Source organism: Gordonia jinghuaiqii (genome assembly GCF_014041935.1).
In the GTDB taxonomy this organism is placed as follows: Bacteria; Actinomycetota; Actinomycetes; order Mycobacteriales; family Mycobacteriaceae; genus Gordonia; species Gordonia jinghuaiqii.
Window position 1 is genome coordinate 2074998 of sequence record NZ_CP059491.1, and the last position, 13482, is coordinate 2088479.

Genomic DNA, 13482 nt, shown 5'->3' on the forward strand with positions numbered 1-13482 from the left:
CATGAAGCAGGGAATCCACCCCGAGTACGCGGCGACCACCGTCGTCTGCGGCTGCGGCAACACCTTCGAGACCCGCAGCACCGCTGCCAACGGTCGGATCAACGTCGAAGTCTGCTCGCAGTGCCACCCGTTCTACACGGGCAAGCAGAAGATCCTCGACACCGGCGGCCGCGTCGCCCGGTTCGAGAAGCGCTACGGCAAGCGCGTCAAGTAGACCACGCTGCGACGCCCGCCCGACCACCGTCGGGACGGGCGTCGTTTGTGTTTCATCGGTAATCACCGGCGCAGATCCGGTCGACAAGTGAGGTCATCCCAGTGAGTACGCAGAGCCCCTCGGCCATCGATGACATCTTGGCCGAGCACTCGGGACTCGAACGTCAGCTGGCCGACCCGGCGTTGCACGACGACCCCACTGCCGCCCGCCGGGTGGGGAAGCGCTTTGCCGAACTCGCCCCGGTGATGTCGACCTACGCGAAGCTCAAGGCCGCCCGCGATGATCTCGAGGCGGCACGCGAACTCGCCGCCGACGACGCGTCGTTCGCCTCGGAGATCCCGGCCCTCGAGGCCACGGTCGACGAACTCGATGCGACCCTCACCGATCTCCTGGCCCCACGTGATCCCCACGACGCTGACGACGTGGTACTCGAGATCAAATCCGGTGCAGGCGGCGAGGAGTCGGCGCTGTTCGCCGCCGACCTCGCCCGGATGTACCTGAAATACTGTGAGCGCCACGGCTGGAAGGCGCAGGTGCTCGGTGCCACCGAGTCCGATCTCGGCGGCTACAAGGAGGCCACCTTCTCGATCAAGTCGAAGGAGACCGTCCGAGACGGGGTGTGGTCACGGCTGAAGTTCGAGGGCGGCGTCCACCGTGTGCAGCGCGTCCCGGTGACCGAGTCGCAGGGCCGCATCCACACCTCGGCGGCCGGTGTGCTGATCTATCCCGAACCCGAAGAGGTCGCCGAGGTCGTCATCGACGAGTCCGACCTGCGCGTCGACGTCTACCGGTCCTCCGGCAAAGGCGGGCAGGGCGTGAACACCACCGACTCGGCGGTTCGACTCACCCACCTACCGACCGGCATCGTCGTCACGTGCCAGAACGAGCGTTCGCAGCTCCAGAACAAGGCACGGGCGATGCAGGTGCTGGCCGCCCGCCTGCAGGCCGCCGCCGAGGAGGAGGCCGAGGCCACCGCGGCGCAGGGACGTGCCGCGCAGATCCGTACGGTCGACCGCTCCGAGCGAATCCGTACCTACAACTTCCCCGAGAACCGCATCACCGACCACCGCATCGGCTACAAGGCCAACAACCTCGACGCGGTCCTCGCCGGCGACATGGACAGCCTGCTCGACGCGCTCGTCGCGGCGGACCGCAAGGCTCGCATGGAAGCCGACTGACCCCGATGTCCGCTCCGACCGGGGTGGTCGACGAACTCCGCAGTGCCACTGCGCAACTGGCGCAGGCGGGCATCGACTCCGCGCGTGGTGACGCGGAGTGGCTGATGGCCCACGTGCTCGACACCGATCCCGGGCGGCTCGTCGTCATCGATGAGATCGACGATTCGCACCGGCGTGCGTTCCGTGCCGCCGTCTCCCGGCGTGCACAGCGCATCCCCCTGCAGCACATCGTCGGCACCGCGGCGTTCGGGCCGATCGAGCTCGCGGTAGGCCCGGGCGTCTTCATCCCGCGGCCGGAGACCGAGTATCTCCTCGAATGGGTGGTCACCACAGCCGTTCCCCGCGCTCGCGCCCTCGCACAGGCCGACACCTCGCCCGGTCCGTTGCTCATCGCCGACCTGTGCAGCGGCAGTGGGGCGCTGGCGATCTCGATCGCGACGATGATCCCGGACGCGCGCGTCATCGCCGTCGAGGCCGACGAGGATGCCCTGCTGTGGCTGCGTCGCAACGTCGCAGACGCACCGCCCGCCGTCGGGGCGCGGGTCGAGGTGGTCGCCGCCGACGCCACCGACGCCGCCCGGATCGCCGAGGTCGTGCCCGGCGGCGTCTCCGTGGTCGTCAGCAACCCCCCGTACGTCCCGCTCGACGCCGGCATCGGACCCGAAGTGGCCCATGACCCGGCGCGCGCGGTCTTCGGCGGTGCCGACGGGATGTCGGTGATCGTGCCCATGACCCCGGTGATCGCCACGATGCTCGTACCCGGTGGTTTCGTCGGCATCGAGCACGACGACACGACCTCGGAGGCGGTGGTCGAATGTCTGCTCGCGCACGGTGGGTTCGACGAGGTGACACCGCGGAACGATCTGACCGGCCGGCCGCGGTTCGTGACGGCGCGCCGCACCGCTCCCTGACTGCACGCCCGGGCCGGGAACGTCGGCGTGCAAGGATGGTCGGGTGAGCATTGTTTTCGACTGCAACGATCCGCAGAACCGCTCGGCGGGGATTCGGGCGGCCGTCGGGGCGGCGAAGGCCGGACGCCTGATCGTCATGCCCACCGACACTCTCTACGGTATCGGTTGCGACGCCTTCGATTCCGACGCCGTCGGCGCCCTGTTGGCCGCCAAGCACCGTGGCCGCGACATGCCGGTACCCGTCCTGGTGGGTTCCTGGCACTCGATCGACGGCCTGGTGCTGTCCGTCCCGCAGGCCGCGCGCGATCTGATCGAGGCATTCTGGCCTGGTGGTCTGAGTCTGGTTGTCCAACAGGCGCGTTCGCTTGCGTGGGACCTCGGCGACACCGACGGCACCGTCATGTTGCGGATGCCGTTGCACCCGGTCGCGATCGAGGTGCTGCGCGAGGTCGGACCGATGGCCGTGTCGAGCGCCAACGTGTCGGGCCGCCCACCGGCGACCACGGCCGATGAAGCGCGCGAACAGCTCGCGGACGATGTCTCGGTCTACCTCGACGGTGGTCCGGCTCCCGCCGCCCAGGCCTCGACGATCGTCGACCTCTCCGGCGCCACCCCGCGAATCCTTCGCGAGGGCGCGGTCTCGACCGACGCGGTCGCCGAGGTTCTCGACGTCGACCCGGCCTCTCTGCGTCCGGGGCGATGAGCCCCGTCCCTGCCGACCTCGCGACGGGGAATCTGCCCACGGGCGACGCCGACGTCGACGCCCTGATCGGGCGCGAGGTGCGACGCCGGCAGTCGACGGTGCAGTTGCTCGCGAGTGAGACCGAGCCCACCGTCGGGGTACGTGCCGCGATGGCGTCGGTCTTCGACGCCAAATACGCCGAGGGTATGCCGGGGTCGCGCTACCACGGCGGTTGCGAGGTGGCCGATGACCTCGAAGAGCTCGCCATCGCCCGTGCAGGGGAGCTGTTCGGTGCGGAGTATGTGAACGTGCAACCGCTGTCGGGGAGTGCGGCGAACCTCGCGGTGTACTCGGCATTCGCACAGCCGGGCGACCCCGTCCTCGCGCTGAAACTCGAGCACGGCGGCCACCAGACGCACGGATCGCGTGCGAACTTCTCGGGCCGCTGGTTCTCCCCGCTGCACTACGAGGTGCGGCGCGAGGACGAACTCATCGACTACGACCAGGTACGAGACCTCGCGCTGGTGCACCGGCCGCGAATTCTGGTCGCCGGCGCCGCGTCGTATGCCCGGCCCTTCGACTACCCGCTCCTCCGGCAGATCGCCGACGAGGCCGAGTGCATCCTCTGGGTCGACGCCGCGCACCTCGCCGGTGTGGTCGCGGCGGGGCTGTTGCCCTCGCCGGTCCCGTACGCCGACGTCGTGACGCTGTCGACCAACAAGGTGATCCGCGGACCTCGTGGCGGGATCATCCTGGCCCGCGAGCAGCACCGAGAAGCGCTGCGCAAGGCGGTGTTCCCGTTCGTGCAGGGGGGGCCCTCGATGCACACGATCGCCGCCAAGGCGGTCGCGTGTGCCGAGTCGCGCACCGTGGGGTTCGCCGGATATGTGCGGTCGTCGATCGACAACGCCCGCGCGCTCGGCGCGGAACTCGCCGCCCGCGGCGTGCGCGTGGTGTCCGGCGGCACCGACCTCCACCTCGCGGTGATCGACGTGTCCGCGTTGGGGATCTCCGGGGCGCAGGCGCAGTATCGCCTGCGCGCGGCGGGGATCGTCGTGGACAAGGCAGTCCTGCCGTTCGACACCCAGCCGGTCACGGTCGGCTCGGCGATCCGGATCGGGACCCCCGTCGCCACCGAGCGCGGCCTGACGCCGGAGCTGGCCCCGGCCCTCGCGGACGCGATGATCGGCGCGATGTCGACGTCGGAACACGCCGCGCACGACCGGATCCGCCGCGAGATCACCGATGTGGCATGCGGGTAGCGTGATCGGGGTGTCCGAGTTCTCCTGTGTCGTCTCCGCGACGGTGACCCGATGATCGGGGGAGCTCCCGTGCTGCTCGCGGCGGCATCGGGCGGGGGAGGGACCGGCGTTCCGCTGCGCGAGCTGATGCTCGTCGGACTGACCGCCGCCGCCATGACCTACCTGCTGACCTCCGCGGTGCGGGTCTTCGCGATCCGTGCGGGCGCGGTCGCGGTGCCCCGCGTGCGCGACGTCCACGTCATCCCGACGCCCCGGCTGGGGGGCCTGGGGATGTTCGGCGGGGTGGTCGCCGGAATCGCCTTGGCCGCCAATCTCCCCGCCCTCAACCGCGGATTCGCCTACACCACCGATATGACGGCGGTGATCGCGGCGGGCACGGTGATCGTCCTGGTCGGGGTCGTCGACGACCGATGGGGTCTCGACGCGCTGACCAAGTTCGTCGGTCAGCTGACCGCCGCCGGGGTGCTGGTGCTGCTCGGCATCAGCTGGCTGCAGCTGTACGTGCCGTTCGGGAACATCGGCACCCTCGTGCTCGACCCCCTGCAGGCCGGACTGCTGACCGTCGCGATCACCGTGGCGACGATCAACGCGATCAACTTCGTCGACGGACTCGACGGGCTCGCGGCAGGGCTCGGCCTGATCGCGGCGGCGGCCATCTGCATGTTCTCCCTCGGTCTGTTGCGTGACCAGGGGGGAGACGTCAGCTACTACCCACCCGCGCTCATCGCGGTGTCGCTCGCCGGTGCGTGTCTTGGATTCCTTCCGCACAACTTCTCGCCGGCCCGCATCTTCATGGGTGACTCGGGCGCGATGCTGATCGGGCTGCTCCTGGCGGCCGCGTCGACGAGCGCCTCCGGACGCATCGCGGTCAACGCCTACGGCCCGGCGGACATCTTCACCCTGCTGTCGCCGTTGATCCTCGTCGCAGCCGTGGTGTTCATCCCGATGCTCGACATGCTGCTGGCGGTGATCCGGCGCACCCGTGCCGGTGTCGGTTTCTACACCCCGGACAAGATGCACCTGCACCACCGACTACTCGAACTCGGGCATTCGCAGCGCCGGGTGGCGCTCATCATCTACCTGTGGGTCGGGGTGCTGGCGTTTTCCGCGGCCGCGAGCACGTTGTTCCCGCTGTCGGTGGTGGCACCGGCCTTCGGTGCGGGTCTGGTGGTCGCGATGCTGGTCACGATGGCTCCTCGCCTGCATCGCCGGTTCGCCGAGCTGCGTACGTCGACCAAGGCGTTCCGCTGACCCCGGTGACGTGAGGTAAGGGGAGTGTAAAAACTGGTGTACTATCGCCCGTAGTAGTTGTGGGGGTTCCGGTTCCGGACACAGAGTTCACGTTCCGTCCCTTGCGACGCATACCCCCCGGTGAGACCGTCGGGGTGGTGTTGGTAGGGTCACAACAAACGCGAGCTGACGCTGGCGGCCATCGCTGCTGCACGCACGCGGGTGCCCCGTACCGTCTGTATGGATTCGAAGCTGAGGAGAGGGACATGACTACATCTGCCCCCGATTCGACTTCGGTCTATCCGCAAGCACCAACAGGTCTCCGTCGCCCCGCGATCATCGCGGGCGCAATCATCCTGGTGGTCGCGGCGGTCTCGATCGCCGTCGGTCACCCGCTCTTCGCTGTTTTCTTCTTGCTCGGTGTTGCCGGGATCTTCGTCAACGCGATGTTGGTGAAGAAGGCGGTCGACGCTGTCACCGCCGAGTTGAACCCCCGCAAAACCGCACTAGCTCTCAACTCCGCCATGCGGCTCGGCGCCATCACGGCGCTCGCACTGCTGGCGGCGTTTCTGGTCCAACCCGACGGGTTGGGCGCGATGTTCGGACTCGCCATCGGCCAGGTGGTCTTGGTGCTGAACACGGTCATTCCGGTGATGAAAGGACTTCGTAGCCAACCATGACGACCGCCCTCAATCTTGCCGCAGAGGATGGCGAATCATCCATCCAGGTGGGTCATTACACAAAGTTCGAGCTGTTCGGGCTGACCTTCAATCTGGAGACCATCATCGCGACGGCGCTCGCGGCGGTGATCATGCTCGCGCTGGCCTTCTACCTCAAGTCGAAGGTCACCTCCACCGGTGTGCCCTCGGGTGTGCAGCTGTTCTGGGAGACCGTCACGATCCAGATGCGTAGCCAGGTCGAGAGCGCCATCGGCATGAAGGTCGCCCCGTACGTCCTTCCTCTCGCGGTCTCGCTGTTCACCTTCATCCTGATCTCCAACTGGCTCTCGGTGCTGCCGCTGCAGGTGGGTCATCACGAGATCCTCAAGCCGCCGGCTGCGGACGTGAACTTCGCTTACGCCCTCGCGCTGTTCGTCTTCGTCTGGTACCAGGCCGCAGGCTTCAAGGCCCGCGGACTGATCGGCCACCCGAAGCGAATCCTGAAGGGTCACGTGACGTTCCTCGCGCCGATCAACGTGATCGAGGAATTCACCAAGCCGATCTCGCTCTCGCTGCGACTCTTCGGCAACGTGTTCGCCGGCAGCATGATGGTCGCCCTGATCGCACTGTTCCCGCCGTACATCATGTGGGCACCCAACGCGATCTGGAAGTCCTTCGAGCTCTTCGTCGGTCTGATCCAGGCCTTCATCTTCGCGCTGCTGACGATCCTGTACTTCTCGCAGTCGATGGAAACCGAGGATCACTGATCGCCTGGATCAGGGCCTCACCCGCGGTGCGAGCACCGGCCGCGACCACAACCTCACATGGCGGATCTGCGCCGACACCAGTCGTCGCAGGACCTCAGACCTGACACACCAGATGTCAGCAACCGAAAGGGAAATATCACAATGGATCCTTACATTGGCCTCGGCGCACTCATCGGTGGCGGCCTGATCATGGCCGGTGGCGCAGTCGGTGCCGGTATCGGTAACGGCCTGGCCGGTAGCCAGCTGATCGCCGGCATCGCTCGCCAGCCCGAGGCGCAGGGTCGTCTGTTCACCCCGTTCTTCATCACCGTCGGTCTGGTCGAAGCCGCGTACTTCATCAACCTGGCCTTCATGGCGCTCTTCGTGTTCGCCACCCCGATCAGCGCCGGCTGATCACGCTCTCCCTTTTGTCGCCGAGTAGAAACGACACCTCACCACAATGACGCTTGCTGCAGAGAACTTCCTGATTCCGAATGGAACGTTCTTCGTTGTCCTGCTCATCTTCGTGATTTTGCTGCTGGTCATCCGCAAGTTCGTGGTTCCGCCTATTCAGCAGGTCCTCGAGGAGCGGGACGAGATGATCCACCGCACCGCGGCGGACAATCGCACTGCCGCCGCCGAATTCGAGGATGCGGACGTGCAGTTCCGTTCGCTCCTCAAGGAAGCGCGCGGTGAGGCCACCGCGAAACGCGACGATGCTCGCGCGCAGGGCCGTGAACAGCTGAACGAGATGAAGCATGCAGCGACCGCCGAGGCCGACGCAGCCCTGCAGTCGACCAGCTCCGAGCTGGCGGCTCAGGGTGAGCAGGCCGCCTCGACGGCTGCAGCTGATGTGGACGCACTCGCCAAGACCCTTGCGGCGCGTGTGCTCGGTGTCGACTCGGCCACTCTTTCCGATACCCGATCGACGAGCGGAGCGGTGAACTGACATGGCTGCCAACACTGAGACCGAATCCGGCCAGGGGCCCATCGGCACCTGGCTCCATGACATCGGTGCTGCGTGGGACTGGCCGATCTTCATCGCTCAGCTCTTCGGCTTCGCGGTCATCCTCTTCCTGCTCTGGAAGTACGTCCGCCCGCCCGTGCAGAAGATGATGCACGCGCGTCAGGAGACCGTGCGTCAGCAACTCGCCGAGGCAGAGAGCGCCGCCAAGCGGGTCGCCGAAGGCAAGAAGGCCCGTGAGAAGGCCGTCGCCGAGGCCAAGGCCGAGGCCGAGCAGTTGAAGAAGGACGCCGAGGCCGATGCCGCGGCGATCGCCTCCGACATGCGGGCCCAGGCCGACCACGAGGTGAAGCGGATCTCCGAGCACGGCCGCAACCAGGTCGCACTGGTCCGGTCGAACCTGGTCCGTCAGCTGCGTACCGATCTCGGTCTGACCGCGGTCGACAAGGCCGGCGGGCTGGTTCGCAGTCACCTGTCCGATGGGTCGGCCCAGGCCGCCAGCATCGACCGGGTGATCGACGAGCTCGAGCAGATGTCCTCCGGGTCGTCGAGCTCCGTCGCGTCGAGCGCCTCGCTCGTCGGTCTGCACGCGATGCGTGCGGCCAGTCGTGATGCGGCACTGGCCGTGTCCGATCGATTCGATTCGGCCGCAGCAGATCTCGACGGGTCGGCACTGTCCGCCGCCTCGGGTGACCTGACTTCGGCCATCAACTTCCTCAACGAGAACCCGGTACTGCGTAAGCGGCTCACCGAGGACGAGGAGAACACCGCAGGCAAGAACGCTCTGGTGCACACCCTCTTCGACGGTAAGGTCGCACCGGTCGTGGTCGAGGTTCTCGCCACCGCGAGCACACAGCGCTGGTCGTCGTCGAGCGACTTCGTCGTCGGTCTCCGGCGTCAGAACTCGCTGATCGAGCTGACCGCCGCCGAGCGCGACGGGGTCATCGAGCAGGTCGAGGACGAACTGTTCCGGGTCAGCCGCATTCTCGAGGCCAACCCCGGGCTCGCTTCACTGCTCTCCGATCACAGCAAGGACGCCGACAAGCGGGTCGAACTCCTGCAGAAGCTGGTCGGGGACAAGGTCAACGCCCACACGTGGTCGCTGCTGTCCTCGACGGTGCGTCTGCTGAGCGGGCAGGCAGCCGACGTCGCCGTCGATCAGCTCGCCGAGCTGGCCGCCGCACGCCGCGGAGAGTCGGTCGCCCACGTGGTGTCGGCCGCTGAACTGAGCGACGCCCAGATCGATCGCCTCTCGACCGTCCTCGGCGGCATCTACGGCCGCACCATCTCGGTGCAGACCGAGATCGCTCCGGAACTGCTCGGCGGACTCCGGATCAGTGTCGGCGAAGAGGTCATCGACGCCGACGTCGCCACGCGACTGGCGAAGGCCGCGGAGACGCTGCCGCGCTGACGACCAGCACCACCGACCACCCGAACACCCCGGGGCCTTGAGGCCCCAGACCCAGAGCCCGAAGCCACAGAGCCTCAGAGCCGAATCAAGGAAAGACGAGAACCCATGGCGGAGTTGACGATCTCACCAGACGAGATTAAGGGAGCGATCGAGCAGTACGTCTCGTCGTTCGAAGCCGAAGCATCGCGCGACGAGGTCGGCACGGTCACCGATACGGCCGACGGAATCGCGCACGTCAGCGGTCTGCCCAGCGCGATGGCCAACGAGCTCCTCGAGTTCCCCGGCGGAGTGCTGGGCGTTGCGCTGAACCTCGACGAGGACGAGATCGGCGCCGTCATCCTGGGTGACTACGAATCCCTCGAAGAAGGCCAGCCGGTCAGCCGCACCGGTGGCGTCCTCTCCGTGCCCGTCGGCGATGCGTTCCTCGGACGCGTCGTCAACCCCCTCGGTGCTCCGATCGACGGCCAGGGTGACATCGAGGCCGACGAGCAGCGCGTCCTCGAACTCCAGGCCGCCTCGGTGCTCGAGCGTCAGCCCGTCGAGGAGTCCCTCGCCACCGGCATCAAGGCCATCGACGCCATGACCGCCATCGGCCGCGGACAGCGTCAGCTCATCATCGGCGACCGCAAGACCGGCAAGACCGCGGTCTGCATCGACGCGATCCTGAACCAGAAGGCCAACTGGGAGTCGGGTGACCCCGCCAAGCAGGTCCGCTGCATCTACGTAGCGATCGGCCAGAAGGGCTCGACGATCGCAGGCGTGAAGTCGGCGCTCGAAGAGGCCGGCGCGATGGACTACACCACCATCGTCGCGGCACCCGCGTCGGACTCGGCCGGCTTCAAGTGGCTCGCCCCCTACACCGGTTCGGCCATCGGCCAGCACTGGATGTACCAGGGCAAGCACGTCCTCATCGTGTTCGACGACCTGACCAAGCAGGCCGAGGCCTACCGCGCGATCTCGCTGCTGCTGCGCCGCCCGCCGGGCCGCGAGGCCTACCCGGGTGACGTCTTCTACTTGCACTCGCGTCTGCTGGAGCGTTGTGCGAAGCTCTCCGACGAGCTCGGCGGCGGTTCGATGACCGGTCTGCCGATCATCGAGACCAAGGCCAACGACGTCTCGGCGTTCATCCCGACCAACGTCATCTCGATCACCGACGGCCAGGTCTTCCTGGAGTCGGACCTCTTCAACAAGGGCGTCCGTCCGGCCATCAACGTCGGCACCTCGGTGTCGCGCGTCGGCGGTGCAGCGCAGACCAAGGGCCTCAAGAAGGTCTCGGGTTCGCTGCGTCTGGAGCTCGCCCAGTTCCGTGAGCTGGAAGCCTTCTCGGCCTTCGCCTCCGACCTCGACGATGCGTCGAAGGCGCAGCTCGAGCGCGGCGCGCGCTGGGTGGAGATGCTGAAGCAGGACCAGTACACCCCCTTCTCGGTCGAGGACCAGATCGTCTCGATCTACCTCTGCGGTGAGGGTCACTACGACTCGGTCCCGGTCGACGACGTGCGCAACTTCGAGACGCAGCTGCTCAGCCACCTGCATCACAACGCCAAGGGTGTCTACGACTCGATCGCCGGCGGCCAGGTGCTCTCCGGTGACCAGGCCGAGGCTCTCGTCGCCGAGACCAACAAGTTCAAGAACGGTTACCTCACCCACGACGGACGTCGTGTCGTCAACGAGGCCGAGGCCGAGGCGATGGATGCCGACGACGTCGCGAACGAAGAGATCAAGATCCGCAAGTGATCTCAGACGTCAACGGACATTGCGATAAGGAAGGGGTGAGGGCTCATGGCCAGCATTCGTGAGCTGCGCTCACGCATCCGGTCGGTCCAGTCGACCAAGAAGATCACCAAGGCTCAGGAACTGATCGCGACTTCGCGGATCACCAAGGCCCAGGGCCGTGTCGCCGCGGCCAAGCCGTACTCGGAAGAGATGACGGCTGTGCTCTCCGAGCTCGCCAGCAACGCGGGGTCACTGGACAACCCGCTGCTGACCGAGCGTGAGAACCCCAAGCGTGCAGCGATCCTGGTGGTCACCAGCGATCGCGGCATGTGCGGCGGTTACAACGCCAACGTGCTCAAGGCGTCCCGTGAACTCATCGCGCTGCTGCGCGAAGAGGGCAAGGAAGCCGTGCTGTTCGTCATGGGTCGGAAGGGCGTGGGCTTCTTCAACTTCCGCGGTCTCACCGTCGAGGACTCGTGGACCGGCTTCTCGGAATCACCGCAGTACTCCGACGCCGCGACCGCCACCGAGTTCCTGGTGAACCTGTTCGTGGCCGGTTCGGGCGAAGAGGTCGATCGGCCCGATGGCGACGGAACCCTCGAGGGCGTCGACGAGCTGCACCTGGTCTACACCAGGTTCCAGTCGATGCTCGCGCAGGTTCCCGAGGTCCGCCGGGTGGCGCCGCTGGTGGTGTCGGAGGACGACTCGTCCGACGACACCCCGTCGCGCAACTACACCTTCGAGCCGGGTGCGGACACCCTGCTCGACGCGCTGCTGCCCAAGTACGTGGCAACGCGGGTGTATGCGGCACTGCTTGATTCGTCGGCCTCGGAGTCGGCGGCTCGGCGTACCGCCATGAAGGCGGCCACCGACAACGCCGAGGATCTGTCCAAGTCGTTGTCGCGCGAGGCCAACCAGCTCCGCCAGGCCCAGATCACCCAGGAAATCAGCGAGATCGTCGGCGGTTCGAGCGCGCTGGCCAAGTAGCCAGCTCGCGCATGATTCCTGACCGACGAGACCCCATACTTCGATAAGAGGAAGTGACCCAAGCACCATGACCGCAGCAGTAGAAACCCCCTCCGCGCAGTCGGCGGGTTCCGCCGACGGGCGGGTCGTCCGCATCATCGGCCCCGTGGTCGACGTCGAGTTCCCCCGTGGCTCGATCCCAGAACTGTTCAACGCCCTGCACGCCGAGATCAAGCTCGCCTCGGTGGCCAAGACCCTGACCCTCGAGGTCGCGCAGCACCTCGGCGACAACCTGGTGCGCACCATCTCGATGCAGCCGACCGACGGTCTGGTTCGCGGCGCGCCGGTGTCCGACACCGGCAAGTCGATCATCGTGCCCGTCGGCGACGTCGTGAAGGGGCACGTGTTCAACGCCCTCGGCGACTGCCTCGACACCCCCGGCCTCGGCCGCGACGGGGAGCAGTGGAGCATCCACCGCAAGCCGCCGCCCTTCGACGAACTCGAGGGCAAGACCGAGATCCTCGAGACCGGCATCAAGGTCATCGACCTGCTCACCCCGTACGTCAAGGGTGGCAAGATCGGTCTGTTCGGTGGTGCGGGCGTCGGTAAGACCGTCCTCATCCAGGAGATGATCACGCGTATCGCGCGCGAGTTCTCCGGCACCTCGGTGTTCGCCGGCGTCGGCGAGCGCACCCGTGAGGGCACCGACCTCCACCTCGAGATGGAGGAGATGGGCGTTCTCCAGGACACCGCCTTGGTGTTCGGTCAGATGGACGAGCCGCCGGGCACGCGTATGCGCGTGGCCCTGTCGGCGCTGACCATGGCGGAGTACTTCCGCGATGTGAAGCACCAGGACGTGCTGCTGTTCATCGACAACATCTTCCGCTTCACGCAGGCCGGCTCGGAGGTCTCGACCCTCCTCGGCCGTATGCCGTCCGCGGTCGGTTACCAGCCGACCCTGGCCGACGAGATGGGTGAGCTCCAGGAGCGCATCACCTCGACGAAGGGCCGTTCGATCACCTCGCTGCAGGCGATCTACGTCCCCGCCGACGACTACACCGACCCGGCGCCGGCCACCACCTTCGCGCACCTCGATGCGACCACCGAGCTCTCGCGTCCGATCTCGCAGCTGGGTATCTACCCGGCCGTGGACCCGCTGACGTCGACCTCGCGCATCCTCGAGGCCTCGATCGTGGGCGACGAGCACTTCCGCGTCGCCAACGAGGTGAAGCGAATCCTGCAGAAGTACAAGGAGCTGCAGGACATCATCGCCATCCTCGGTATGGACGAGCTCTCCGAAGAGGACAAGGTCACGGTGCAGCGTGCTCGCCGTATCCAGAAGTTCCTCGGCCAGAACTTCCTCGTCGCCGAGAAGTTCACCGGTCAGAAGGGCTCGGTCGTCTCGCTCGCCGACACCATCGAGGCATTCGACCGTGTCGCCAAGGGTGAGTTCGACCACCTGCCCGAGCAGGCGTTCAACAGCTGCGGTGGACTCGACGACGTGGAGGCCGCCGCCGCCAAGATCAGCGGAAAGTAGCGGTTCGCC

At 66.9% G+C, this 13482-nt stretch carries 14 protein-coding genes; all 14 read left to right on the top strand.

Annotated elements, in window-relative coordinates:
• Position 1: 1 nt before the first annotated feature.
• The 14 genes from rpmE to atpD all read left to right on the top strand — a co-directional run bounded on the left by rpmE (position 2) and on the right by atpD (position 13473).
• Complete coding sequence (rpmE, locus tag H1R19_RS09240; RefSeq protein ID WP_188331467.1) at positions 2–214, top strand: 50S ribosomal protein L31; 213 nt, start codon at positions 2–4, stop codon at positions 212–214.
• A gap of 101 nt (positions 215–315) precedes the next feature.
• Positions 316–1392 (top strand): peptide chain release factor 1, encoded by a 1077-nt coding sequence (gene prfA / locus H1R19_RS09245; RefSeq protein WP_188331466.1) that lies wholly within the window; start codon positions 316–318, stop codon positions 1390–1392.
• A 5-nt stretch (positions 1393–1397) separates the two neighbouring features.
• Positions 1398–2303, top strand: coding sequence for a N5-glutamine methyltransferase family protein (locus H1R19_RS09250; RefSeq protein WP_219851268.1), 906 nt, complete (start codon positions 1398–1400; stop codon positions 2301–2303).
• Positions 2304–2346: 43 nt separating this feature from the next.
• On the top strand, positions 2347–3006 hold the full coding sequence (locus H1R19_RS09255) for an L-threonylcarbamoyladenylate synthase (protein ID WP_188331464.1): 660 nt from the start codon (positions 2347–2349) through the stop codon (positions 3004–3006).
• Positions 3003–4247: a serine hydroxymethyltransferase gene (locus tag H1R19_RS09260; protein WP_219851269.1), complete on the top strand. Its 1245-nt coding sequence runs from the start codon at positions 3003–3005 to the stop codon at positions 4245–4247. Before H1R19_RS09255 ends, H1R19_RS09260 begins: the two co-directional genes overlap by 4 nt.
• Positions 4248–4298: 51 nt before the next feature.
• Positions 4299–5498: a glycosyltransferase family 4 protein gene (locus tag H1R19_RS09265; protein WP_188331462.1), complete on the top strand. Its 1200-nt coding sequence runs from the start codon at positions 4299–4301 to the stop codon at positions 5496–5498.
• Between the two features lie 245 nt (positions 5499–5743).
• Complete coding sequence (locus tag H1R19_RS09270) at positions 5744–6157, top strand: hypothetical protein (protein WP_188331461.1); 414 nt, start codon at positions 5744–5746, stop codon at positions 6155–6157.
• Positions 6154–6903 (top strand): F0F1 ATP synthase subunit A, encoded by a 750-nt coding sequence (gene atpB / locus H1R19_RS09275; protein ID WP_219851270.1) that lies wholly within the window; start codon positions 6154–6156, stop codon positions 6901–6903. Before H1R19_RS09270 ends, atpB begins: the two co-directional genes overlap by 4 nt.
• A gap of 141 nt (positions 6904–7044) precedes the next feature.
• Positions 7045–7296, top strand: coding sequence for a F0F1 ATP synthase subunit C (locus tag H1R19_RS09280; protein WP_006360523.1), 252 nt, complete (start codon positions 7045–7047; stop codon positions 7294–7296).
• Positions 7297–7342: 46 nt separating this feature from the next.
• Positions 7343–7831 carry a F0F1 ATP synthase subunit B gene (locus H1R19_RS09285; RefSeq protein ID WP_188331459.1) on the top strand — a complete coding sequence of 163 codons (489 nt, stop codon included), beginning with the start codon at positions 7343–7345 and terminating at the stop codon, positions 7829–7831.
• 1 nt (position 7832) lies between these two features.
• Positions 7833–9257 carry a F0F1 ATP synthase subunit B/delta gene (locus H1R19_RS09290; RefSeq protein ID WP_219851271.1) on the top strand — a complete coding sequence of 475 codons (1425 nt, stop codon included), beginning with the start codon at positions 7833–7835 and terminating at the stop codon, positions 9255–9257.
• A 105-nt stretch (positions 9258–9362) separates the two neighbouring features.
• Positions 9363–10991, top strand: coding sequence for a F0F1 ATP synthase subunit alpha (atpA, locus tag H1R19_RS09295; protein WP_188331457.1), 1629 nt, complete (start codon positions 9363–9365; stop codon positions 10989–10991).
• A gap of 45 nt (positions 10992–11036) precedes the next feature.
• Positions 11037–11957, top strand: a complete 921-nt coding sequence (locus tag H1R19_RS09300; protein ID WP_188331456.1) for a F0F1 ATP synthase subunit gamma — start codon at positions 11037–11039, stop codon at positions 11955–11957.
• 67 nt (positions 11958–12024) lie between these two features.
• Positions 12025–13473: a F0F1 ATP synthase subunit beta gene (gene atpD / locus H1R19_RS09305; protein ID WP_188331455.1), complete on the top strand. Its 1449-nt coding sequence runs from the start codon at positions 12025–12027 to the stop codon at positions 13471–13473.
• The last annotated feature ends 9 nt before the right edge of the window (positions 13474–13482 follow it).

Bases quoted from the DNA above. Each gene is read 5' to 3' on its own strand.
- atpA (WP_188331457.1), top strand. From the start codon at position 9,363: ATGGCGGAGTTGACGATCTCACCAGACGAGATTAAGGGAGCGATCGAG.
- atpB (WP_219851270.1), top strand. From the start codon at position 6,154: ATGACGACCGCCCTCAATCTTGCCGCAGAGGATGGCGAATCATCCATC.
- rpmE (WP_188331467.1), top strand. From the start codon at position 2: ATGAAGCAGGGAATCCACCCCGAGTACGCGGCGACCACCGTCGTCTGC.
- H1R19_RS09280 (WP_006360523.1), top strand. From the start codon at position 7,045: ATGGATCCTTACATTGGCCTCGGCGCACTCATCGGTGGCGGCCTGATC.
- atpD (WP_188331455.1), top strand. From the start codon at position 12,025: ATGACCGCAGCAGTAGAAACCCCCTCCGCGCAGTCGGCGGGTTCCGCC.
- H1R19_RS09260 (WP_219851269.1), top strand. From the start codon at position 3,003: ATGAGCCCCGTCCCTGCCGACCTCGCGACGGGGAATCTGCCCACGGGC.
- H1R19_RS09285 (WP_188331459.1), top strand. From the start codon at position 7,343: ATGACGCTTGCTGCAGAGAACTTCCTGATTCCGAATGGAACGTTCTTC.
- H1R19_RS09300 (WP_188331456.1), top strand. From the start codon at position 11,037: ATGGCCAGCATTCGTGAGCTGCGCTCACGCATCCGGTCGGTCCAGTCG.
- H1R19_RS09270 (WP_188331461.1), top strand. From the start codon at position 5,744: ATGACTACATCTGCCCCCGATTCGACTTCGGTCTATCCGCAAGCACCA.
- H1R19_RS09265 (WP_188331462.1), top strand. From the start codon at position 4,299: ATGATCGGGGGAGCTCCCGTGCTGCTCGCGGCGGCATCGGGCGGGGGA.
- H1R19_RS09290 (WP_219851271.1), top strand. From the start codon at position 7,833: ATGGCTGCCAACACTGAGACCGAATCCGGCCAGGGGCCCATCGGCACC.
- H1R19_RS09250 (WP_219851268.1), top strand. From the start codon at position 1,398: ATGTCCGCTCCGACCGGGGTGGTCGACGAACTCCGCAGTGCCACTGCG.